A 21,597-nucleotide genomic window follows, 5' to 3' on the forward strand; every position below is an offset into this window, starting at 1 on the left:
GTCAATCTATATAAAGGATTGAGACTACTAAGCTCTAGTGAGCTATATTTTTCTTGCTCTGCAGTATTGGACCCGCTGATTACATCAAGCTCCGCTGAACTAGCGGTTCCCGAACCAATCCTCTGACGTTACTTCAGAACATATCTTCTGCCATGATTACTCATCAAAATCTTTGTAAGAAAAACCATCAGTTTAAGAACAACTGCTTAAAATTCTTGAGTGTGAGCAGTGTTCTTCTGGTCCTAATCAGTGGATGCAGCTCGGAAAACTCTAGTTCTAAATCTAAATCTCAGGCGCAATCAGGAGACCCGGCAGCCAGTACTCCAGAGCCTCTCAATTCAACGCCGACAAAATTAAAGTTAACGGTTGTATCTCCCGAGTCACTGCGCGTTAAGCAGGGAGATTTAATCGTTAAGGGGCAAATTTTGGTCGATCGGACCGCTGCCCGTCAGACCATTATGGCTCGCCGTCAAAAGGTGCAACAGGAAGTTGCGCTTTTAACGGCGACGGAACAGATTCCAACTGCCCCAACGAATACAACTGCGGCAGAAGCTCAGGTGCAGCAAGCCCGAGAACGGGTTCGTTTAGCGGATGCTGCAATGCAGGATTATCTGGCTAAATCTCCTTACACTGATCTTGCTCGTCAAACCCTGCCTCTGCCATCGGAGGAGAAACAGTTAGCTCAGTTGCAATTCGCTAAAACCTCTGCTCAAGCCCAGCTAGAACAGGCCATTGCCCAGCGTAAGTCTTTACAATCTTCTCAACAAGCTCGGCAACAGGGGCAAGCTGTAGCGTCTAGTAAGAAGAATCAACTTCTCAATGAGTTGAAAACTATTGAGGCCCAATTACAGGCTTTTCAAGATATTCTGTCTCCCCATGATGCGATTGTGCAAAAGGTCGATTGGCAAAAGAAGGGAAAAAAATGGGACGACGGTAGAACTAGCCCTTGCGGTCCATTCTTTGGCAGATCCTGTTCCATCTCTACCGAATGGGACCAATAATCCTTTGCTATCGGTTCCTAGCCCAGCGCCCGGACAGCCCTTTCCCAGCCTTCCTGCGCCGTTAGCGCCTGCTCCCCAACCCGCAGCCCCTGGGCAGGTCCCGACTGCTGCTCAGCAACCTTGAATGATCAGTTTGAGTCGAAAGTGACTGGAGATGTTGCCTGAGGATCATGGCGGTTCTCAATTCAGTGTGTTAGGTTTGGCCACTGAGTCAATGGCGTGCTGTGAGGTAGCGGTTCAGGTTCTGAATATCTGACTGGTACTTTGAAGCTGAAAATTGCGGATAAGTGTACCGCCAAGCACACAAGGTTGATTCACCATTCCTCGATTAGCTCAGCGGGAGAGCACCGGGCTTATCCGGGGGGCGTAGGTTCAAATCCTACATCGAGCGAACCGAAAGCTAGCTCAGTTGGTAGAGCATCAGACTCATAATCTGACTGTCACAGGTTCAAATCCTGTACTTTCCACCACCCCGCCCTGGGTATGGGCACCTCGTTTAGGACGAGTTATGTCATCGGTACGGGAGCAATCCCAAGGTGGTTCAAATCCACTTGATAAGCATCCGGTTGTTGGTGTCTCGCGGTGAGTGTCACTCGGTGGCCGTCACTGCAACAGCCAAAGGCCAGCGCAATCGCATTGGATGATCGGTTTGAGTAGGTTCCTTTGAAGGGCAACCGCTGGGAGGAAATTCCAGGGGTTGCTGCTGCGAACGGCCTATCGGTTGAAGACAGAACCCAGGCTTAACCTGCGGGTGGGGCTGCGGTTCACCTTCAACTTAATCCAGCTGATCATGGGTGATTGCCCGCACTGTAACTGTGGAGACCAACAGCCTTGGGTGCTTTTAGATGTGGCCCCCACATCTATGCGAGAAGAAGAAGGAAATAACAATGTTTAAGTCGTTTTATATCAAGCCCCATGAACGGGGTATGTTGTTTTATCGCAGCAAGTTTGAGATGTTTTTGCTGCCGGGTACCCATCGCCGCATGGGGTGGCATTGGCAGGTGAAGACTTTTGATTTAAATCAGCCCCAAGTCCAGATTGACCATTTGGAGCTGTTGCTGCAAACCCATGCCCACAGTATGGATGAGTATTTTACGGTGGTGCGCACGGCTTATAACCAGGCTGCCTTAGTCCGGTTAGGACAACAATGGTGCACGATTGGCCCGAATCAACTGCAAGCGTTTTGGCGGGGGTTTATTGAGGTAGAAGTGCACCTATTTAACCTAGATGAGGGGCTTGAACTGCCGTCTCAGTTTGTCCAGCGATTGCGAGACGTATCGCTACCAGATTTGAATCGGGTCTCAATTCCTGAATCCCAGTTGGGGATGCTCTATGAGCAGGATAATTTTGTTCGACCTCTGGCTTCTGGAGAGTATGGGTTTTGGACCTGCGATCGCAAAATCAGTATCACCCGCTATAATCGCACCCGTCCTGAACCCGATTTCTCTTTTGAAGAGATTCTGATTGAACAGCATCCCGATTTTGTTGCCAGCTACTGTGAATCGGTACAGTTGGGCAATCAAGAAGTTGCCATTGTTCGCCATCAGGGCAAAGTGATTACGATTTTGCCCCCCTGTAGCCGCAAACTCTTTTGGCAAGGGGTGGCCGTCGAGGTGATTGATATCAGTGAAGATGCCAAGCTATCTCCGGCACTAGTAGCCGAACTGGTGGCTGGTTTACCGGAAGTTCTAGAGTTGGCCTACGAAGTCTTGCATATTTTGGAAGTTCCGGCCCAGCACTTAGGGATGCTGTATGAAGCTAGTGCTTTTGTGGATACTCTGACACCGGGTTGGCATGTCTGGTGGACCTTTGGCCGGGCTTGGAAAACCGAAGTGGTGGATTTGCGTTTGCAAACCCTAGAGGTATCGGGTCAGGAAATCTTGTCTAAGGATAAGGTGTCTCTTCGCCTTAACCTGACGGCGGGATATCGGATCACGGATCCCGTGCAGGCCAAAACTGGCTTGAGCAATATTGAGGATTATCTCTATAAAGAGCTTCAATTTTCCCTCCGTTCAGCAGTGGGCACCAAGTCTCTGGATCAACTCCTAGAAGATAAGGGGGCGATTGATGCTAGCGTCTCTGACTATATCCGCGAGAAGATGGAGATGTATGGGGTTGTCATTGCTTCCGTAGGGGTTAAAGACATCATCCTGCCCGGAGAAATGAAGGCCATTCTCTGTCAGGTGGTTGAAGCAGAGAAATCCGCCCAGGCCAACGTTATTCGTCGTCGGGAGGAGACGGCTGCGACCCGCAGTATGCTCAACACCGCCAAGGTGATGGAGAGCAATCCCGTGGCCCTGCGCTTGAAAGAGCTGGAGGTGCTGGAGCGGATTGCGGACAAAATTGAGCATATTCATGTCAATGGCGGTCTCGATAGCATCTTGACCGAGATGATCCGCATCAACGGGTCTAGAGAGTAGAGGAATAGGAGCTGATTGTGTATCGGCTCCTAAAGGCAAGATATGGAAGCGGTCATCTTTGTGGGCATTCAGGCCACAGGCAAATCGACGTTTTATCACCATCGGTTTGGTCGGACCCATCTGCGGATCAATCTGGATATGCTGAAAACGCGGCATCGTGAGCAACAGTTTTTGTCCACCTGCCTAGATACCCGTCAACGCTTTGTGGTGGACAACACCAATCCCACTCCTGCTGATCGCCAGCGGTATATCCAGCCTGCCCAAGCACAGGGCTTCTCGATTACAGGGTATTACTTTGAATCGAAGTTGGCAGATGCATTGATACGAAACTGCGATCGCAATCTCGACCAACAAATCCCAGACAAAGGAATCCGAGGGACCGCCGCACGATTAGTCTTGCCCTCCTATGAGGAGGGGTTTGACCAACTGTTCTATGTTCATATTCTCCCCCATCAACACTTTGCGGTTGAGGACTGGCAACCATGAAATTTACTGAACTCGATCAAAAACTGAGAGTCTTTGAAACTGCTCATGATTTATGCGTTTTGCCTGGGTTATACATGGTGGCTCGTTTGGATGGACGGAATTTTACCCGCTTAACCAAAGAAACCTTGGACTTAGAAGCCCCCTTTGATTCAGGCTTTCGGGATGCCATGGTGGCAACGGTTCAGCATTTGATGAACTGCGGATTTCGAGTGATGTATGGCTATACCCAAAGCGACGAAATCTCTTTACTGCTGCACCTAGAAGAGCAGACCTTTGCTCGTAAGCTGCGCAAGCTCAACTCTTTGCTGGCAGCGGAAGCCAGTGCTAAATTGTCATTGATCTTGGGCAGTATGGCTGTCTTTGACGGTCGCATCTCCCAACTGCCCACGGTTGATTTAGTCGTTGACTATTTTCGATGGCGACAGGAAGATGCCCACCGCAATGCCCTCAATGCCCATTGCTACTGGATGTTGCGTAAATCGGGTGACTCCGCGAGCATGGCAACTCAGAAGTTAGAGGGATTATCTGTAGGCGATAAGAATGAATTGCTGTTTCAACTGGGGCAAATCAACTTTAATGACTTACCCCACTGGCAAAAGCGGGGAGTGGGTTGCGCTTGGCAGTCGTATCCAACGGCAGGCATCAACCCTATGTCAGGGGAAGTCTCTCAAGGGACCCGCACGAAAATCAGCATTGAGGTCAACTTGCCCATGAAAGAAGACTACAGGGAATTTGTCCTCAATTTAATGACTCGCTGAACCTCTATTTCTGGGATAAAACTCGCAGCCAGGGCTTTTGGGCTCGGCGGCGCTCTAAACTCATTTCAAAGCCATAGGCTTTAAATTCTTGTTCACTGTAATATTCCCGAAACCGAGCCAAGGGAACGCGAGACCGACCATCTAGAGAGTGAACAATAGACGTAGGAACACGAACATCTCCTCCCAAATGGACAAAGGCTTCTTCTACCGTCATCCAGGGGCGCTTAGAATCGCTCACTTCCGTGGGAATCGCTTGCTCTAAACTGCTCAGCTTATCGGCCAATCCCTTGACCATATTGCCGGGCTTCATATTTGAATTTTGCTTTGATTTCTGCAGTTTCCCTATCCACACTTGGATCAGAGAGCTGAAATACTGGAAAATTCGCTTGAGAATTCGCCCACAGACTTGAAGGATGCTGCCAGCCCCGGCTTGACTGGACGGGCTGCCCTGAGAGGCAATGGCGGCACTGGACCAGCCGCAATTGGCACAGACTTGACGCCCGGATTTGAGAGGGGGTCCTAAGCGATTGGAGCAACGGGGACAGGTTTCCAGCATAGTCAAAGTCTCCTAAGACAGGGATGCGCGAACGAAGATAACACGTTAAGTCAAGCTCTCTAGTGCAGATGTTGAACCGAGATTATGGAGAATTTCTAACGGTAAGCCATCCGCATCCGCGGCAAAGGCCACATGATAGGTCTGCTTGCCAATCGTTTGTGGCATGGGATAAAGCAATACTTTTAAGGTGATTGAGACTGCTTTGAGCCGTTCTCGCCATTGTTCAAGCCAGGTCGATAAGGTTTGGTCTGCCGACAGGTCATCTGTGACATCTATCGATAAATGATAATAGCCTACGTAACCCTCGTCGCCAAAGGCATCCGCTGGCGGTTTAGGATCTGGGATTTGAATTAGTTCTAGTCTGCCGATAGGACCCTCCAACCAACATCCCAGAGTATACCCAGTTGTAAAGCGTTCGATAACGTCAAAGTCTAGGGTCTGGTAGAACGAGATCGCCCGGTGGATATCCCCGGTCCGAATCGACAGATGATGCCCCTTCATGGCGATACCCCGATATGCTGACCATCAGATATACCACAGCCTCCTCGTCGTTGAGCCATAGATTCAGAAGGCTTAATCAAATAGGCGAAAATGAGGAGAATTGCTGGGGATTCCAGGTTCCTTATCGAGATCGAAATTAATCACTTGCCAGCGAGGATCATCCTCAGAGTCAGGGCTGAATTCTACGGGTAGCCCATATAAGCGTGGACGCCCTGACTGGGGTTTGTCTGACCAGGGAGAATGTTCTAAATAAGTGTTGATCAAGATCTGATAGCGTTGGGCAATAATCACTTTGGTCGCGCGATACCCTTCGGTATAGAGGCGATCTAGCGCTTCATGAATTTCGAAGCGGATGCCATCAGGATGGGTATGTTGGCGGTACCATTGCCCATCCCATAATCGCCAATGACGTCCAGATTGGAGGTGGACTAAATCTTCAGTCTTGGGATCAGCTTCAAATGCCCCGTGACGTTGGCAAAGATAGGTATCCGTTAAGGTCAATGCGGTCATCATTTTCCGGCAATGGGGACAGAGTGTCTCAGGCCCAAAAATCGGATAGTGCATGCTGACATGTGTCATGAAGTCAGAGAGAGCCGAAGAACTCTGGTTGCCGCTAAGGTGGCTTCATTATAACCGTGAATCGTTTAGCGTGGCTGTTCTGAATGGTCTGGAGACCGTCTCTTTTCAGGGTAGGATCGAGACGGTGTTTTAACCCTATGATCTTGGATGTATCCAGTCCCCAATATTGGCCACCCCCGGATCTTTCCTTAGCGGCGTTTGTGGCAGATAATGCCACGGTGATCGGCAATATTCACCTTCATCGAGAGGCCAGCATTTGGTATGGTGCGGTGCTGCGGGGGGATGTCGAGCGCATTGAAATTGGCGAATATACCAACATTCAGGATGGTGCCATTCTTCATGGTGATCCGGGACAGCCGACGATTTTAGAAGATTATGTGACCGTGGGGCATCGAGCCGTGATTCACTCAGCGCATATTGAGCGAGGCACATTGATTGGTATTGGGGCCATTATTCTCAATGGAGTACACATTGGCACTGGCAGCATTATTGGGGCTGGGGCAGTGGTGTCTAAGTCGGTTCCCCCTCGTTCCCTATGGGTGGGAGTGCCTGCAAAGCCTTTGCGGGAGATGAGTGAAGCGGAATCCGAGGATTTGATGGATCATGCTCGCCACTATCAAAAACTGGCTTTAGTCCATGCCAATCGAGGGACTGATTTGGGTTTCAAAACGATTAAAAGCTAAGTCTAAGGGATTTTGATTAGAAAAATCTGACTACTTGTAGGACAATGGGTAAAAAGTGCTTTTAAAATAATTCTGAGAGGAGATTGAGCATGGATGTTCGTTTATTAATTGTTTTAGCTCCTGTCGCTGTTGCTGGTGGTTGGGCTTTATTTAGAATTTTCCCCGCTGCTATCGAGCAATGGCAAGGCATGAACAAGTAACTGGAACGTAATTGTTCAAGGTACTCCTAACTTAGTACATGAAGCAGGGGCTAGCATTAGTTAGCCCCTGCTTCGATCTTTAAACTATTCTGCAAACTGATGATGACGGTCAGATCTAGAACCATCGGTTTTTTTGTGGATGGCTTGAGAGAATATGCCGATGTAGAAAATGCCTAACATCTCAGATAGGGCAGTAATATTTGAGTGGTCTCCCCCGATAAATTCAGGCGTCGTTGTAGATCCGCCAGGTTGTGAAAGGGACCGTGGGCAATGCGATTGCGAATGATGTTGCGTGCCAAGCTCGGTATCATCTCTGGTATCGCCATCAGCTGTTCGACAGAAGCCGCATTTAAATTAAAGGCGGGGGCTAAGGCAAGGCTCTCCTGGTCGTAGTAGCAAAACTGCATCACCGCTGCTAAAGGCTGCATCCGCTGGACGGGCTGGGATAGGGCAGCTGCCACATCTTCAATGGCGTAAAATTGCACGCCATGCTGGGTTAATTGCACGAGTTGGCGGGCCTGGTGAATGGACAGCCCTGGCAAGCGCAGCCAATCGTCGACACTAGCTTGATTAACGTCAATGCTGACGCCCAGCTCAGCAGCCAAGGCAACTTCCGCCAAGGACTGAAACCGATAATAGGGGTCAGCCAAAATCTGAGCCCGTAGCGGTCCTTGCTGTTGAGTCCACTGCACGAGGCGGTTGAGCATGGCTATTTATAGGTGCACTAACCTAAGAGCTGTCGTCGCTGTTGCTCAAATTCGTAGTCTGTCACTAATCCCTCTTGGCGAAGGCTTTCGAGCTGGCGTAACGACTCTGCGATCGCATTCATCTGTGCCGGTTCCAGGGTCGGTTGAGTGGGTTGAGGCCAGGCCGGATTAAAGGCTTGGTGAAACCGATCATCCCCTTGGGTTAAATAAATCACGGCATCACATAGACTGGCTACCCGAGTCAGGGTGGCAATCGGTAAGGTGGCCCAAAAGATACCAGGCAGCAGATACACCAAGCCCCAGCGAGTTTGGCCTAAATAGAGCTTATGCAGACCTGGCAAGAGTAACCCTGCAAGGGCTAGGACAATGGCAACGATACGATTCTTTGGTCTCGGTAAGGCGAGACCCGATGGAGTCGAGTCAAGAGTCATCAGTCAAGAGAAACCACAATGGCTAGTTGAATGGATTAGTTCTAGCACATTGCTAACCCTTCCGCGCAAGGAAAGATTGCGATGAGTATCTTGTGTCAATAGATGGTCTGCTGAGCTTAGGGAGACAAGCGGTGGACGAGTTTCTCTATCCACCGGACTGCTCGTTGCCAAGTCTGACTTGGAGAGGACTTAACGCTGTAAGGCTGACGCTGTTGACACCCTTGTAAGTGCTCTAACATCCGGTGCAAATTTTGGTCTTGTTTGGCCAGTTGGTGGGTTAAGCAATTAGATTGACGCTGGCAAGTATGACAAAGCATAGTAGATATTCACTCCTACTCAAGGAAGTCACGATGGCCAAGAGAGGCTCGAACATCGCAATTGGAAACGCTTTTGAAGAGTGAGGGAAGAATAAGATTCATCAATTCTAGCCAAGACGCCATCAAACGGCAGCCTTTAGATGTTGCATTTTATGAAGGGACATTTATCACAGACTGAATATCAGTCCACAAAAGAGTTTGAGGCGTAAACCACATACTGTTGAGCATCACTAGTATCGATCAGCACCTCCATGAGGTAAGCACCATCAGAAAAATCGGCATATAGGAGCGATTGCATCTGCTTGCCTTTTTGTTGCAGGGGTGAGTCTGCAAAAATCTGACTATCCGTCTGACTCCGCCATTGCTGAATTTTGTTGAGAGGGGTTTGCTGCTGCAGTGCCAACAAGTCCTGGGGCTGAATGGTTAACTCTACCTGATAGGTCGGATTGAACCCTGAAATGCATTTTTCTTGCAGAATACGGGTACTAGCGGGCCAGTCAGTGATTTTTATGTTGGTGGCAAAGGTGTCACAAGGCACTGTGCTGCCTAACGGATCCCAACATCCTCCCAGCCCAAGGAGCAATACCCAAAACAGTGTGCTGAATCGATTCATTTGCAGGAGAGTGCTACCAAGGGTATCAGGAGATGCGATCGCAAAACCGTGCCAGAAACTCGACTGTCTTTCACGATAAAGCTGCAGTGGAGGGATTTGAGACCATACCATTATGCAGTGTGTTGAAAGCGGCAAATTAATACCCATCTCAATCATGATCAATTCAGCTTGTGTTTGTGCTTCTGAACTGAACGATTCAATGGTTCCTGTGGCCCGCTCTTGAGGCGTCTATGAGGACATAGCTGACTCATACTGTAGGAGACAACATCCCTTACAGTAGAGACAGAACAGTTCAGGTCAGAGTAGTGGTTGTTAAGCCCAATTGGTTACGAGTGAAAGCCCCGCAATGGGAGCGCGTGGGCAGTGTCAAAGATATTTTGCGGGATCTGAACCTGAATACGGTTTGTGAAGAAGCCTCTTGCCCCAATATTGGCGAGTGTTTCCACCACGGCACGGCCACATTCTTAATTATGGGACCAGCCTGTACTCGGGCTTGCCCTTACTGCGATATCGATTTTGAGAAAAAGCCTGTGGCCCTTGACCCCACAGAGCCACAACGCTTGGCAGAAGCTGTGCGTCGGATGGATCTCAATCATGTGGTGATTACCTCTGTGAATCGCGATGATTTGCCCGATGGCGGGGCCTCACAGTTTATTCGCTGCATTGAGCAGATTCGAGTCCTGTCGCCCCAGACCACCATTGAAGTGTTGATTCCTGACTTATGTGGCAACTGGGACGCCCTAGAGGCCATCCTGCAAGCAGCGCCTGAGGTGATCAACCACAATACGGAAACCATACCGCGCCTGTATAAACGGGTTCGACCCCAAGGGGAATATCAGCGGACCTTGGAATTGCTGATGAGATCGCGCCAGCTCGCCCCTTGGGTTTATACAAAATCCGGCATCATGGTGGGTCTAGGCGAAACAGATGCTGAAGTTCAGGAGGTCATGGCTGATTTACGCCAAGTCGATTGCGATATCCTCACCATCGGTCAATATTTGCAGCCCACGGCTAAACATTTAGGCGTACAGGACTTCGTCCATCCCGATCAATTTGCTAAATGGCAAGCTCTGGGTGAAGAGATGGGCTTTTTGCAGATTGTTTCCTCTCCCCTTACCCGCAGTTCGTATCATGCTGAGCAGGTCCAAGCCTTAATGGAAAAATATCCTCGTTCTAAACCTTGAGTAGAGTGACACTCTAGAAAGTGTCACCTTCTGGCAAAGGCCAGGCCCAGCCAATTTTCTATGCTAGAAGTCAGAATTTAATACACTTTGTCTCCGCTAGCGAAGATCAAAGCCCGTGTAATTTGAAGAGGTATGTCTGCAAAAGGCATGCCTCTTTGATTTTTCTAACTAGACTCATAGGAAAATGACTCCAGGGTGGTATGAATGGGGAATCCTGTTTATGCTGAACGGAGAATCTGGGCCATGCTTTCCTTAGCCTTAGTGTTGATCGTGGGTTTAGGCAGTGTTGGGCTGTATTTAACAGCCTACGTCTATCCAGAAATTCACCGCAAAACCGATGTCTGGTGGAGCGGTACGGGGCTTTTTTATGCTTTAATCCTGTTGATCTATCGCCGTCCTGTCGGCCTGTTGCTGGGGCATACGGCGAGTGTCGTCTTGTTGGTTTGGCTTAGCTACCAAGCATTACAGCGTCGATGGGCCATGGTAGAGGCGAATCCAGCGCAGCCAGACGATGGAACGTGGGGCGCTAAAGCCAGAAAGCTATCCGATCAGGCCCTTGCCAAGATTACTAGCGTGGATTGGCAAGGATTATGGGAAAAGATGGGCATGCAAGCGGATGACGGGACATCTGAAAAGTCAATTTTGCCCCCTGCCATCAAACAGCGTTTAGACCTATCAGGTCTAGGAGAAAAACTTAAAGGTATGATCAGTGGCAAGCAGACTGCTGATACACCCACTGAGACGGTCCAGCCTACTGAGATGAGTACACCTACAGTAGAGGCTCCTGCTGCAACAATAGCTGAGACCATACCAGAAGTAACGTCACAACCGGATGCAGCTACGGCTGAATCTATATCAGAAGTAACATCACCACCTGCTCCAGTGACTGAGTCCACTCCACCCGTTGCAGAGCCTGCGGTTAAGGATTCCCAACTTGAAGAACGAGTTGCTGCGACACCCGTGATGGTTGAAACACCTGCGACACCAGAAATAGAATCGCCTATCCCTGACGCCCCGACAGAGCGTTCAGCCCAGTCAGAAGAGGAGGCAGAGCCTGCTGCTCAGGTAGAGGTTGTTTCAGAAGCCCCAATAACTGTAGAACCCGATGCCAACAAATCTGAACTAGCGGCTGAGCTGGACCAAGTCATCTCTGACTTGTCTCCAGAAGGACAAGATGCTACTCCGAATCTACCTCAACCCCCTGATCCATTGGGGTAACCCTAGCCTTTCCTATCCTATGGAAGCGCTATGAATACTGACCGTTGTTGAATGGTAGGTCTCTCTAATCTAGATAAGCTTTATATCTGAATCATATTTTCTGAAGACCCTAACCGCGATGAGCTGCTCAGAATGCTGTAGCAAATTATAGAAGCAGACGGCTCGGACCTCGAACGATATGAGATGCAGGCTTTAGTTGAAAAATAGAGTCGCAACCTTAAGATTTTTGAGTAGATATTTTATGCCGTTGATAATGGCAGTCCCACAGCAGAGAATATCGTCGATCAGCCTGATCAATATAGACCTGTAGCGCCTCACCTCTCTCCACAGATGAAGTGTAATTATGTGACAGTATGTAATGAAGTAAGAGAAGTACTGCTTCAACGTATTGTTGTTTGAGAATCCCGATAATTTAAATAGCGATAGAGAAATCTAGAATCATATGACCATAGTTCTCAAAATCAAAGATGTATTGGAACGTGAAGGTAATCTATTCGCGACGGTACAAATCTGGCGATTCTTGTTGATTCTAGAGCTGGATAATGCCATGCTCACTCAGGGCTAGAAGGTGGTAAGAGTTACTGAGAATTATGCATTTATACAGCAATATGCACCGTTAAATTTAAACAGATAATCCTGAAATGAAAAAAGTTCTTGAAGCAATTTCTATATATTTTAGCTGACCAGAAAGCAATGTTATTTGTCTTGCTGGCGGCTGTTTTAGGAAATGCTGTAATAGAAACCTTAGGTATTGGCCTGATTGGCCCTTTTATTGCTTTTGCGAGTGATCCAGAGTTAGTAGAGAAAACCATCGTTATTGGCCAAATCTATGACTGGTTGAACTTTGAATCTAGGGAAAGGTTTATTGCGGTTCTGGCCTTATTTATTATTATTGTTTTTTTATATCAAGTCTTTTCTTAATTTCGTTATTCGGCGCTATATTTTTTAACTTTGTTTATCAATACCAAGGTAAGCTTCGGATTCGATTATTAAGTGCGTATATGCAAATGCCATATACATTTCACTTAAAAAAATAATTCTGCTTTTATGATTCAAAGCATTATGAATCATACGGTTAGTTTTTGTAATGGCATCTTGCTAGAGATGCTGAATTCTTTGTCAGCTTAACCATTATTACCTTTCTGAGTATATTGCTGATTTATACCAGCCCCATTGCGACAATCGTAATTGGACTGATTTTATTCGTCGTTTTTGCCATTATCTTACGATTGAAAAACACCCTTGCTCGATGGGGTAAAACGATTGCTCAGTCTCAGGCAGAGATGATTCGAGTGGTTAACCATAGCTTGGGGTCTGTGAAAGAGACGAAAGTGATTGGGTGCGAGTCCTTCTTTTTAGATCAACTTGATACTCAAGCCCAGCTCTATTCCACTTCCCTTAGCGATTTCATGTCCTTCAATCAAATTCCACGCATTACGATTGAAGCCATGATTATGACCTTTATCTTAGGTTTTATCTCTTTTTCGATCTTAACGAATCAAGATTTTCAAGGATTAATTTCCACATTAGGTATCTTTGCGGTCGTATCAATACGACTGATGCCTTTAGCAACACAACTCAGCAAGGGCTTAAGCGTTTTAAGAAGTTCAACATTTGTATTGGAAAAGCTATATCACGATCTCAAAGAACTTGAAAATTACCAGGCACTTACTGCCCCTTCTACTGATGTTGTCGCTCAACTCAAGTCGGCAGAATTGAATGGTAGTCTTGAGCTGCCTCAGTTGGAGTTTGAGAAGGAGATTTTATTTGATAAAATTTCCTTCCAGTATGAAGGTGCTAAAAACCCTTCTCTAAATCAGATTCAACTTCGCATCAAGAAAGGAGAATCCATCGCCCTGATTGGTAAATCGGGCGCAGGAAAAACGACCCTGGTCGATGTGCTTTTAGGGCTGCTGACACCCACTGGTGGAGATATTAAAGTCGATGGCCAATCGGTTTACCACGATTTGAGAGCTTGGCAAAATTTATTGGGATATATTCCCCAATCTATCTTTTTAATTGATGACACCTTAGAACGAAATATTGCCCTTGGCGTTCCCGATCACCTGATTGATGAGACTCGATTAAACCGGGCCATTGAGTTAGCACAGTTGTCGGAGCTAGTGCAGGAGCTTCCTGATGGTGTCAAAACCAATCTAGGAGAGCGTGGAGCCAATTTATCCGGAGGACAACGACAACGGGTTGGTATTGCCCGGGCCTTGTATCATGAGCGGGAAATTTTAGTGTTGGATGAAGCGACCTCTGCCCTCGACAATGAGACAGAAGCCTTAGTGTCAGAAGCGATTCGCTCCCTGAGTGACTCGAAGACGATGATTATCATTGCCCATCGTTTAACAACGGTGGAGCATTGTAATTGCATTCATCTCATGAAGAATGGTCAAATTATCCAATCTGGAACCTATGAAGAGGTGGTCTTGGCTGCTGATGATTAATCAGCTTTAGAGCTTGGCTAGCCAAGCTCTAAATGTCAGAGAACACTAACTGAGTTCTTTCTCTTGTCGTTCCAAGGCTTTGGGGGCGGTTTCTCTCCCAATTTGCCAGAGGGTAGCCGCGGCTTCATGGCGTTTGGCTGCTTGTTTGGGCTTGAAAGTCCCAATTTTGCCGAAGGCGCGTTCGATGTTACTTCCCTTGGGTCCCTTCGCGAAGAGATCGTTGTATATGTACCCCGAGTGCCGCTTATCAATGTCAGCCAGATCGCTAAATTTCCAGGCACTGCGCAACAGGGAGATTCTCACGGGTTTAATGCTTTTACCCTTATCCAAGCCAACTTTAATGCTGATCATCTCTTCGCGGGTAATGGGCTGATCGGGTTTGAAGGTTTTATCGTCATAGCCCACTGAATAGCCTGCATTGGCTAAAGCTTGAACAACTTTAAATGCGGGATGTTTGGCATCAATATCTGTAAACTCTGGGTCAAAAGTAGGGGCCAAACGGATCTTTTGGGCTGGGCGACTGATGGTGTTGTGGGCCTTGAACAGCCAGATCATATATTCACCCCGAGAAATGGGGTCGTAGGGCTGAAAGTTTTGATCGTCGGTCGCTGACAATATCTCTAGTTTGATTAAATCAGCCAGGAGCGGCTGGGTGGGTAAATCGGCGATATCGTTAAAGGCGACGGCAGCGGGCCGGTTCGTCTCTGACTGTATAGGAGAGGCACTCTCTGGGTTGTCTTCTGATGTTTTGGCTACTATCTCTGAAACGGGCTTAGCCTCTTTGAGGGGATCTGAGCCGAGGCCGATTTCATCCTGTTGTTCTTTGAGATCTTTATTTTCGGCCTCAAGGTCTTGTAATTTGGACTTTAACTCAGCGACTTCATCTGCAGATTGGGTGGATTCTTGGTTGGCCTGGTTACATCCACCTATCAATAGCCATCCACTCAGTAGGGAAAGACTTAATAAGGAACGGAATGCAGGTTTCTTGGCAACGATCTTCATGGGGAGATAAGCTTCAACGGAATACGATGGAACAAGAGTTTAATGTTGTGATTCTGGCCTCAAGGATAAGCGAATCAATCTGGACTTGGTCCTTGAAACCAACGATCAAACCTCTCCCACCGTTTTATCCCTAAAATACTTTTTTGAGCGTGATCACTCTCACCCATATCAGTGATATCTAAGCTACCAGGACAGACACTTTGACCCATCCTGATTCATTTAACCCGGTTCTCTTTCAGCGAATTGTAGACTGCATGAATACTGCTCCTCAGCAGAGAATGACCTTTGCTGAGTTTATGGAACTGGCTTTGTATGACCCTGAGCAGGGGTACTATGCGACGAACCAAGTTCAAATCGGAGTGGCAGGGGATTTCTTTACGTCTCCTCATTTATGTCCTGATTTTGGTGAATTACTCGCTGAACAATTTCTGGATATGTGGAGGGTGATGGGGCAGCCGAAGTCATTTACATTGGTCGAGATGGGGGCTGGTCAAGGCTTAGTAGCGGCTGATGTCCTTAAATATTTGGCGATCCGAAAACAATCTGCTGATTCATCGGCTGGCTATGCAGCCTTTTGGGCCGCTTTGCGTTACATGATTGTAGAAAAAGCAGAGGGCTTAATAGCGGCTCAACAGCGATTGCTACAGCCGTTTCAGTTCGCACCTGACAAAGTGCAGTGGCTGAGGTTTGAACAGCTTCCCGAGGCGGGTACGGTGGGCTGCTTCTTCTCTAATGAGCTAGTCGATGCTCTACCGGTGCACCAATTTGTTGTGCAAGATGGTGCTGTGCAAGAAGTGTTTGTGATGATTGATGGTGATTCACAGTCTTTTATGGAGGTCTTATCAACCCCTTCAACAGATCATTTAGTAGAGTATTTAGCTGGGCAAGGCATCGATATTGGTGCGGGATATGAAGATGGATATCGGAGTGAGATTAATTTAGCGGCTCTGAATTGGCTGGAGACCGTCTCACAAAAACTGGAACGAGGGTATGTGCTGACGATTGATTATGGATATTTAGCACCGCAATATTACAGCCCCCAGCGGCACCAGGGCACTTTGCAATGCTTTCGTCGGCATGGTGCTCATCAAGATCCCTATGCCTATCTGGGACATCAAGATATTACGGCTCACGTTAACTTTACGGCTTTAGAAAAGCAGGGGTTGGCCCAAGGGTTAACTTCAATGGGCTATATCCAACAAGGATTGTTTTTAATGGCGTTGGGCTTGGGCGATCGCTTAGTCGCCAATAACAACACCCGTGATATCACTCAGCTGAATGAGGTGATTCGTCGGCGTGAAACCCTGCAGTCTCTAATCAACCCTCTGGGACTGGGTGGTTTTCAAGTCCTGATCCAAGGGAAAGGGTTAAATGAGAAGGAACAAAGTCAGGTATTGAAGGGTTTACAAATGCCTTGATGCACCTGGGTGAGGCCCCTTATTGATCTGACGCAGTTTCTTGCCACCCTAATTGCACAGCTTGCTGTAACGCTAGATTCGCTGTTTCTGTCTGGTCTACTGCTTGTAAGGCTTTGCTGAGATTCACATAGGATTGAGCTGCATAGGGAGAAAGCTGGATAGCGCGACGATAGGCTGCGATCGCACCCCCGTATTGCTGCTGTTGCATCAGTACTTTACCTAGACTGGTATAGGTTTGCGCAGTTTCTGGCAAGAGCCGTAATGTTTGGTGATACGCGGCAACTGCCTCCTGCCTTTTGCCTTGCTGAGCCAGGACATCTCCCCAGGTCTGATAGATATTTAGTTCAGCGAGATGGGGCATAACGGTCTGTGTCCGTGTAACCTCGTCGTGACTGACACCGATGGCATCCTGATGAAGGGTATAGCCGATAGTATTATTTCCTAAACGATTAGCTCGATAGGCCTTTTGGATGACTTTGGGGGAGATGTCTTTGATTCTCTTTTTAAATAGTTGAGTATCGACCATAACTGGTTTAGACTCACCAGCCGCTGTCGCCCAGCAACGATGAGCCGCAAGATTCTGAGCATCAACGGCTAAAGCTTTTTGGCAGTACTGAGCGGCAGCCTCTGTTTGCTGATTAGCGATCAGTAGATTTCCCAAACGGCTATAAGCCTGGACCTCTTGGTGAGACTCTTTCCGCAAAATGTTCAAGGCTTCTTGGGGCCGTTGCAGTTTGACTAGTGTTTCTGCAATGTCAATGTAGGCATATTTGTTGAGTTGATATTCTTGCCGAAAACTGGTTAAGGCTGTTTCTAGTTGGCCCTGTCTGGCTTGAACCTGGCCTAAGCAAGACCATACATCTACCCGCTTCCGATTCACCTCAGCCTTATTGAGATGATGGGCCAGGAATTGGGTCTTGTTCAGGATTGTTTCAGCTTGACGGCAATTTTTTTCAGCCTGAGTCAATTGATTGGCCTTGACTAAATCCTTTGACTGTTCGATCAAATGCTGGACATTTGCCTTCTGGAATGGTTGGTCTGATCGAAAATACTGCTGCGATACTTCCTGGGCTTCGTTCGAGAGGTTTTGAGTAACTAATAAATGGATCAAGTCTTGGGCAATCAGTGGTTGGCCCATAGGGTCTGTCAGCTTAAGCGCCTTGCGAAATGCTGACTGTGCGGGTTCGATACGATTCAAGGAGTTGAGCCTGACTGCTAAGGCATGATGGGCATAGTCATCCTTAACACCTTGTTTGGGGTGTTTACTATCGATATCAAGCCATTGATGATAGGCGGCTAACGCATTATCTAAGCGATTCTCACGAACTAGAACATCTCCCACTAATCGGTAAGGGTAACCTGGAGAGGCTTTGGGGCGAGCTTGCTTAAAGGCAATCACAGCCTCATCTAACTGATTCTGTTTCGCTAATGCATTCCCTAGGTGTTCATAAATCAATCGATCTGGTTTTGCTGTAATAGCTTGGCGATAGGCTTTGATCGCTTCAGGTAAACGGCCTTCATGATTCAAAGACTGCCCTAACCGAAAATGGACTTCCGCTTCCTGCATTGCTTTGGGGGCATCAGGATAGTCTTGAATGATGCCTTGGCGGAAGGTTGCGATCGCATCGTCAGTCTTGCTCTGCTTGACTAAGGCTTTGCCCCAATTTTGATAGATCCGCGAAATATTGGGTGGCTTGAGGGCAATGGCTTTTTGATAGTGACTAATGGCTTTATCGACCTGATTTTCGGCCACTAAAACGAGTCCCAGCTGATGGTGAGCTTCCGCATCTTGGGGATTCAGTTGGATGGCCTGTTGCCACACCTTGGCTTGTTGAGTTTTGGCTAATAGTTGCTCCACAGAGCTGTTTTGCTCGGTAGACTTTTTTGCAGTTGCCGAAACTTGCTGAGACGATGAGGAATTAGCCGAAAAAAGATTTAGGCGGTGAATTAAACCAATGGACAATACACACAAGCAAAGCAGGGACAGTGTTGTCTTAGTTTTCATTGCAACTCAGGGGTGAAATAGGAAAGAGTTTCAGACGGCTCTTCGTGATATTGGTTTGGTCAGGATTAGCCGGTTTAGGCTATAAGCGCGCTTGGGCTTTGGCAAGGTTGGATTGAGCTTCTGTCAAATTGGGATTGAGGGAGAGCGCTTGTTGGAAAGATGCGATCGCATCTCGTATCTCTCCATGCTCCAGTAAAACTTTACCTAAACCGTTATGGAATTTAGCATTATCGGGGTTTAAGCGAATGGCGTCGTGATAGGCCTCTATGCCGATATGCAGGTGTTGATAGAGCATGTTATCTCCAGCCTGAGCATAAGACTGAGCCGCCGCCGCTAACTGACCTGCTTTTTCCTGAGCAGACGCCAAAGAATAGTAGATGCTACCCGTCAGATCGATGGCAAGTGCTGCTCGGTAAGCTTTGATAGCTTGCTGGTACTGCTCAAGGGCGACAAAATTACGTCCTACATCTCGCCAGGCTAGAGCCTTCTTATCTGTGAATGCAGCTTCAAGATCCTTGAAACCGTTCGACATCTGGTTGGCCGCAATTTGCTGTTTATAACCTTGAACATAGGCCGCCATCGCCGCTTCAGCTTCACCTTTAGCGACCCACGTTTTGCCTAACTGAAAATAAAGCTGTTCATTGCCTGGGTAGTGGTCAATCGCTTGCTTCCTATATTGCAATGCTAGGTCAACTTGCTGATTCTGGGTTAGAGCATTGGCCAGCTCTGTATGGGCTTGAGCATCGTACCAAGCTGAGCTTCTAGGGGGATGCCAAGCGGAGGGGGAAGACTGATTCTGGAGAACGATGCTTTGGCGATAGGCTTCTAATGCCTCATCTATCCGTTGAAGCTGGACGAGCGCTTCAGCCAATTTTTGGTGGACCGAAGCGTTTTTCGCATCCAACCTTAAGGATTGACGATAGGCAACCACCGCTGCTGCTAAGCGCCCCTTTTTAACTAGCCGATCTCCTTGCAGATCAAGCTGTTGAGCAGACTGCTGAGCTTGAGCGACTTGAATCTCTACGGTTGGATCTGCAACACCAGGCTGAGCAGATGTAGGTCCTGGAAGATTGATGGCTAGAACATTAAGCCCAATCAAAGTGAGAGAGAATATCGTTGTCATAAGTTGCCAAAATTTGAGAAGAGGTCTGACAGCGCTCCCAATTGCAGCCAGACCTAGGATGGGCAAAGTTTCCTGGGGGGATGTCACTTGCACCCAACGATATCTCTATTATTGATATCCTTGTCGGTCTCTGCAGTGATGTCATACTAGATTGCTGGTGATATTTGTCACAACCAGAAACAAGCCTTAAGTCCTTCTCCTGCCAGCCCTAAAGCAGTGTCTTAAGATAGCCTTTGTTTCACTTTTCGCCAGCGATTCTGCCAGCGGAGCTGCGTGATTCGCAGCTGAGTTAAGGGTGTAATGGCTTCTTGTTGCTGGGGTTGGGAATCAAAAAATGCATTGACCTCAGTCAAAATCACCTGCAGCCGCTGGAGAATATTGGCCGTCCGGTATTCTGCCAACACTGATTCTGGGAGATTGCCGACTTGACCCGATTGCAGAACTTGCTGAATACGCTGGACATCAAATGTGAGGGAATAACCCGCAATTTTGTGACAGTTAAAACCAGGATCCAAGTAGTCAGAAAGTCCACCATTAATGCTGGAAAACACTTGGCACCCACAAGCCATTGCCTCCATGGGTTGCAGTCCAAAGCCTTCGCTCACTTTTTGCTGTGCCCAATATTCCGCAGAATCGTAGAGATAGACTTTGGCTCGGTTAAAGAGTTGGGATAGATCTTCAACATAGCTATCTACGACCTCGACTGTACAGACTTGCTGCAACGCTGGAATCAAATCTTGCATTAAATAAGCAGAAGATTTCCGAGCCTGGACTAAGACATCTATATCTCGGTCTATATTCACATTGCTGAAATTGTCTGAAATTTGGTTGGGTAAATAGTAAAGCAGGGAATGAGGCGATCGCTGGCCCCAATAGCCTAGGGTATTTCGGCTCACTGTAATAATCGGCACTCGTGCTGGCAGGTCAAACCCATAGCCTGAACTATGGGCGTGGTAGACCACGTTATAAGCCTGCAATTGTTGAGCCAACTTGCCGACATCAAATCCCCAACTAATGACGAAAATGACCTGATCTAGATGGGGCTGAGTCAACAGATCCGTTAAGAAGAGGGTGTCTGGTTCCCGTTGTTTGTAGGTCACCACTTCAGCGGAGCAGATCTGCTGAGCCAATTTTAAGGTTTTCAGTTCTGCCCAGAGTCCACCACAGGCGTATTTACCCCCTAACCCCGGAACCAAGAAATATAACTTCCGCATACCTCGCGCCCATTGACTAGAGATATAGTGTAAGCCGCCAATGCTGAACTTGAACGTTGGATACTAAGATTAGAGAGTTCTGCACCAAGCCCGTATCTTCCCATGCAACCTCGCCGAATTGCCCGTGAATTGGCACTTTTAAGTATTGGTCAATTGCCTAGCAATTCCGATCGTCTCGCCAACCAAGATTTGCAAGCTGTGATGATTACAGCGGTGCGAACCCTCGTCGCTGAAGTCCAGGAGGCATTGGAAACAGCCAGTGCCGAACTGAAACGGGGAAGCGATCGCATCCTCGATAGCGAACTCAAAGCCATTGATGTGCAGAGTTCGCGGGCCATGGTTACTGAAGCCATTGACCTCACCAAAACGGCAGTCAACCGTTTGGGATTAGCCATTGACTTCCCTGAATTTATTCAGCTGGCCAACCAACAGTCCGTTCGAGACTACACCCTCGACTTAATTGCAGCCGTTCATCACCATCGCGAGGACATTGATCAAATCCTCGAGAAATCCTTGGTGGATTGGCAGCTCCATCGGTTGGCCCATATCGATGCCAATTTGTTGCGGTTAGCCGTTGCCGAAATGAAGTATTTAGATATTCCCAATCAAGTAGCGATTAACGAATCCGTAGAGCTGGCTAAGAAATATAGTGCTGAAGAGGGTCATCGCTTTATTAATGGTGTTTTGCGACGGGTAACCCGCCACATCGCGGTACCTTAATATGCGGT

The 21,597-nt window shown here is 47.8% G+C and carries 23 protein-coding genes, 2 tRNA genes and 1 pseudogene; 15 read left to right on the forward strand and 11 right to left on the reverse strand.

Features of this window, described 5'->3' with window-relative positions:
• Window positions 1-152: 152 nt before the first annotated feature.
• From HRE53_RS15995 to HRE53_RS16025, 7 genes are all read left to right on the forward strand, one after another.
• Window positions 153-1,001, forward strand: coding sequence for an HlyD family secretion protein (locus HRE53_RS15995; RefSeq protein WP_235107170.1), 849 nt, complete (start codon window positions 153-155; stop codon window positions 999-1,001).
• Between the two features lie 323 nt (window positions 1,002-1,324).
• A tRNA-OTHER gene (locus tag HRE53_RS16000) sits at window positions 1,325-1,392 on the forward strand.
• Between the two features lie 3 nt (window positions 1,393-1,395).
• Window positions 1,396-1,471 (forward strand) — tRNA-Ile (locus HRE53_RS16005).
• A gap of 227 nt (window positions 1,472-1,698) precedes the next feature.
• Window positions 1,699-1,896 carry a hypothetical protein gene (locus tag HRE53_RS16010; protein ID WP_235107171.1) on the forward strand — a complete coding sequence of 66 codons (198 nt, stop codon included), beginning with the start codon at window positions 1,699-1,701 and terminating at the stop codon, window positions 1,894-1,896.
• A complete protein-coding gene (locus HRE53_RS16015) occupies window positions 1,889-3,421 on the forward strand; it encodes a slipin family protein (protein WP_235107172.1) in 1,533 nt (510 codons plus the stop codon). The genes HRE53_RS16010 and HRE53_RS16015 overlap by 8 nt, the downstream gene beginning before the upstream one ends.
• A gap of 42 nt (window positions 3,422-3,463) precedes the next feature.
• Window positions 3,464-3,907 (forward strand): AAA family ATPase, encoded by a 444-nt coding sequence (locus HRE53_RS16020; RefSeq protein ID WP_235107173.1) that lies wholly within the window; start codon window positions 3,464-3,466, stop codon window positions 3,905-3,907.
• The gene (locus tag HRE53_RS16025) at window positions 3,904-4,665 is read left to right on the forward strand and encodes a tRNA(His) guanylyltransferase Thg1 family protein (protein WP_235107174.1); all 762 of its coding nucleotides are present in this window, start codon (window positions 3,904-3,906) and stop codon (window positions 4,663-4,665) included. The genes HRE53_RS16020 and HRE53_RS16025 overlap by 4 nt, the downstream gene beginning before the upstream one ends.
• A gap of 4 nt (window positions 4,666-4,669) precedes the next feature.
• Here HRE53_RS16025 and HRE53_RS16030 read toward each other — a convergent pair whose 3' ends face one another.
• The 3 genes from HRE53_RS16030 to HRE53_RS16040 all read right to left on the reverse strand — a co-directional run bounded on the left by HRE53_RS16030 (window position 4,670) and on the right by HRE53_RS16040 (window position 6,301).
• Window positions 4,670-5,221, reverse strand: a complete 552-nt coding sequence (locus tag HRE53_RS16030) for a hypothetical protein (protein WP_212664321.1) — start codon at window positions 5,219-5,221, stop codon at window positions 4,670-4,672.
• Window positions 5,222-5,266: 45 nt separating this feature from the next.
• Window positions 5,267-5,722 (reverse strand): VOC family protein, encoded by a 456-nt coding sequence (locus tag HRE53_RS16035; RefSeq protein ID WP_235107175.1) that lies wholly within the window; start codon window positions 5,720-5,722, stop codon window positions 5,267-5,269.
• A gap of 72 nt (window positions 5,723-5,794) precedes the next feature.
• A complete protein-coding gene (locus HRE53_RS16040; protein ID WP_235107176.1) occupies window positions 5,795-6,301 on the reverse strand; it encodes a TIGR02652 family protein in 507 nt (168 codons plus the stop codon).
• A gap of 137 nt (window positions 6,302-6,438) precedes the next feature.
• Between HRE53_RS16040 and HRE53_RS16045 the strand changes: the two genes are divergently transcribed.
• Window positions 6,439-6,984 (forward strand): gamma carbonic anhydrase family protein, encoded by a 546-nt coding sequence (locus HRE53_RS16045; protein ID WP_235107177.1) that lies wholly within the window; start codon window positions 6,439-6,441, stop codon window positions 6,982-6,984.
• Window positions 6,985-7,067: 83 nt separating this feature from the next.
• Window positions 7,068-7,184, forward strand: coding sequence for a photosystem II protein Y (locus HRE53_RS16050; protein ID WP_315874859.1), 117 nt, complete (start codon window positions 7,068-7,070; stop codon window positions 7,182-7,184).
• 173 nt (window positions 7,185-7,357) lie between these two features.
• On the opposite strand, the gene HRE53_RS16055 is transcribed toward HRE53_RS16050, so the two are convergent.
• The 4 genes from HRE53_RS16055 to HRE53_RS16070 all read right to left on the reverse strand — a co-directional run bounded on the left by HRE53_RS16055 (window position 7,358) and on the right by HRE53_RS16070 (window position 9,363).
• Window positions 7,358-7,891, reverse strand: coding sequence for a ComEA family DNA-binding protein (locus tag HRE53_RS16055; protein WP_235107178.1), 534 nt, complete (start codon window positions 7,889-7,891; stop codon window positions 7,358-7,360).
• 17 nt (window positions 7,892-7,908) lie between these two features.
• A complete protein-coding gene (locus tag HRE53_RS16060; RefSeq protein WP_235107179.1) occupies window positions 7,909-8,322 on the reverse strand; it encodes an NINE protein in 414 nt (137 codons plus the stop codon).
• Between the two features lie 116 nt (window positions 8,323-8,438).
• The gene (locus tag HRE53_RS16065; protein ID WP_212664327.1) at window positions 8,439-8,639 is read right to left on the reverse strand and encodes a hypothetical protein; all 201 of its coding nucleotides are present in this window, start codon (window positions 8,637-8,639) and stop codon (window positions 8,439-8,441) included.
• Window positions 8,640-8,820: 181 nt separating this feature from the next.
• Window positions 8,821-9,363 carry a hypothetical protein gene (locus HRE53_RS16070; RefSeq protein ID WP_235107180.1) on the reverse strand — a complete coding sequence of 181 codons (543 nt, stop codon included), beginning with the start codon at window positions 9,361-9,363 and terminating at the stop codon, window positions 8,821-8,823.
• Window positions 9,364-9,557: 194 nt separating this feature from the next.
• On the opposite strand from HRE53_RS16070, the gene lipA reads away from it, so the two are divergent.
• The 4 genes and pseudogenes from lipA to HRE53_RS16090 all read left to right on the forward strand — a co-directional run bounded on the left by lipA (window position 9,558) and on the right by HRE53_RS16090 (window position 14,107).
• A complete protein-coding gene (gene lipA / locus HRE53_RS16075) occupies window positions 9,558-10,436 on the forward strand; it encodes a lipoyl synthase (RefSeq protein ID WP_212664329.1) in 879 nt (292 codons plus the stop codon).
• Window positions 10,437-10,640: 204 nt separating this feature from the next.
• Complete coding sequence (locus HRE53_RS16080; protein ID WP_235107181.1) at window positions 10,641-11,654, forward strand: Ycf66 family protein; 1,014 nt, start codon at window positions 10,641-10,643, stop codon at window positions 11,652-11,654.
• Between the two features lie 442 nt (window positions 11,655-12,096).
• Window positions 12,097-12,219, forward strand: a complete 123-nt coding sequence (locus HRE53_RS34420; protein ID WP_255800722.1) for a hypothetical protein — start codon at window positions 12,097-12,099, stop codon at window positions 12,217-12,219.
• Window positions 12,220-12,347: 128 nt separating this feature from the next.
• Window positions 12,348-14,107: pseudogene (locus HRE53_RS16090) on the forward strand (ABC transporter ATP-binding protein).
• Between the two features lie 45 nt (window positions 14,108-14,152).
• On the opposite strand, the gene HRE53_RS16095 reads toward HRE53_RS16090, so the two are convergent.
• Window positions 14,153-15,109 (reverse strand): S-layer homology domain-containing protein, encoded by a 957-nt coding sequence (locus tag HRE53_RS16095; protein WP_235107184.1) that lies wholly within the window; start codon window positions 15,107-15,109, stop codon window positions 14,153-14,155.
• 200 nt (window positions 15,110-15,309) lie between these two features.
• On the opposite strand from HRE53_RS16095, the gene HRE53_RS16100 reads away from it, so the two are divergent.
• A complete protein-coding gene (locus HRE53_RS16100) occupies window positions 15,310-16,527 on the forward strand; it encodes a class I SAM-dependent methyltransferase (RefSeq protein WP_315875745.1) in 1,218 nt (405 codons plus the stop codon).
• Window positions 16,528-16,546: 19 nt separating this feature from the next.
• Here the strand turns inward: HRE53_RS16100 and HRE53_RS16105 are convergent, their stop codons facing one another.
• The 3 genes from HRE53_RS16105 to HRE53_RS16115 form a co-directional block, all read right to left on the reverse strand.
• Complete coding sequence (locus HRE53_RS16105) at window positions 16,547-18,532, reverse strand: tetratricopeptide repeat protein (protein WP_235107186.1); 1,986 nt, start codon at window positions 18,530-18,532, stop codon at window positions 16,547-16,549.
• 79 nt (window positions 18,533-18,611) lie between these two features.
• Window positions 18,612-19,655 carry a tetratricopeptide repeat protein gene (locus tag HRE53_RS16110; protein WP_235107187.1) on the reverse strand — a complete coding sequence of 348 codons (1,044 nt, stop codon included), beginning with the start codon at window positions 19,653-19,655 and terminating at the stop codon, window positions 18,612-18,614.
• A 221-nt stretch (window positions 19,656-19,876) separates the two neighbouring features.
• Entirely contained in the window at window positions 19,877-20,869 is a 993-nt protein-coding gene (locus tag HRE53_RS16115) for a glycosyltransferase (protein ID WP_235107188.1), read from the reverse strand.
• A gap of 102 nt (window positions 20,870-20,971) precedes the next feature.
• Between HRE53_RS16115 and nusB the strand changes: the two genes are divergently transcribed.
• Window positions 20,972-21,589 (forward strand): transcription antitermination factor NusB, encoded by a 618-nt coding sequence (gene nusB / locus HRE53_RS16120; RefSeq protein ID WP_212664337.1) that lies wholly within the window; start codon window positions 20,972-20,974, stop codon window positions 21,587-21,589.
• The last annotated feature ends 8 nt before the right edge of the window (window positions 21,590-21,597 follow it).

This window comes from Acaryochloris sp. 'Moss Beach', assembly GCF_021497025.1.
Classification (GTDB): Bacteria; Cyanobacteriota; Cyanobacteriia; order Thermosynechococcales; family Thermosynechococcaceae; genus Acaryochloris; species Acaryochloris marina_A.

Bases quoted from the DNA above. Each gene is read 5' to 3' on its own strand.
- HRE53_RS16045 (WP_235107177.1), top strand. From the start codon at position 6,439: ATGATCTTGGATGTATCCAGTCCCCAATATTGGCCACCCCCGGATCTT.
- HRE53_RS16015 (WP_235107172.1), top strand. From the start codon at position 1,889: ATGTTTAAGTCGTTTTATATCAAGCCCCATGAACGGGGTATGTTGTTT.
- nusB (WP_212664337.1), top strand. From the start codon at position 20,972: ATGCAACCTCGCCGAATTGCCCGTGAATTGGCACTTTTAAGTATTGGT.
- HRE53_RS16020 (WP_235107173.1), top strand. From the start codon at position 3,464: ATGGAAGCGGTCATCTTTGTGGGCATTCAGGCCACAGGCAAATCGACG.
- HRE53_RS15995 (WP_235107170.1), top strand. From the start codon at position 153: ATGATTACTCATCAAAATCTTTGTAAGAAAAACCATCAGTTTAAGAAC.
- HRE53_RS16095 (WP_235107184.1), bottom strand. From the start codon at position 15,109: ATGAAGATCGTTGCCAAGAAACCTGCATTCCGTTCCTTATTAAGTCTT.
- HRE53_RS16055 (WP_235107178.1), bottom strand. From the start codon at position 7,891: ATGCTCAACCGCCTCGTGCAGTGGACTCAACAGCAAGGACCGCTACGG.
- HRE53_RS16080 (WP_235107181.1), top strand. From the start codon at position 10,641: ATGGGGAATCCTGTTTATGCTGAACGGAGAATCTGGGCCATGCTTTCC.
- HRE53_RS16040 (WP_235107176.1), bottom strand. From the start codon at position 6,301: ATGACACATGTCAGCATGCACTATCCGATTTTTGGGCCTGAGACACTC.
- HRE53_RS16110 (WP_235107187.1), bottom strand. From the start codon at position 19,655: ATGACAACGATATTCTCTCTCACTTTGATTGGGCTTAATGTTCTAGCC.
- HRE53_RS16025 (WP_235107174.1), top strand. From the start codon at position 3,904: ATGAAATTTACTGAACTCGATCAAAAACTGAGAGTCTTTGAAACTGCT.
- HRE53_RS16030 (WP_212664321.1), bottom strand. From the start codon at position 5,221: ATGCTGGAAACCTGTCCCCGTTGCTCCAATCGCTTAGGACCCCCTCTC.
- HRE53_RS16065 (WP_212664327.1), bottom strand. From the start codon at position 8,639: ATGCTTTGTCATACTTGCCAGCGTCAATCTAATTGCTTAACCCACCAA.
- HRE53_RS16060 (WP_235107179.1), bottom strand. From the start codon at position 8,322: ATGACTCTTGACTCGACTCCATCGGGTCTCGCCTTACCGAGACCAAAG.
- HRE53_RS34420 (WP_255800722.1), top strand. From the start codon at position 12,097: ATGACCATAGTTCTCAAAATCAAAGATGTATTGGAACGTGAAGGTAAT.
- HRE53_RS16070 (WP_235107180.1), bottom strand. From the start codon at position 9,363: ATGGTATGGTCTCAAATCCCTCCACTGCAGCTTTATCGTGAAAGACAG.
- HRE53_RS16115 (WP_235107188.1), bottom strand. From the start codon at position 20,869: ATGCGGAAGTTATATTTCTTGGTTCCGGGGTTAGGGGGTAAATACGCC.
- HRE53_RS16105 (WP_235107186.1), bottom strand. From the start codon at position 18,532: ATGAAAACTAAGACAACACTGTCCCTGCTTTGCTTGTGTGTATTGTCC.
- HRE53_RS16035 (WP_235107175.1), bottom strand. From the start codon at position 5,722: ATGAAGGGGCATCATCTGTCGATTCGGACCGGGGATATCCACCGGGCG.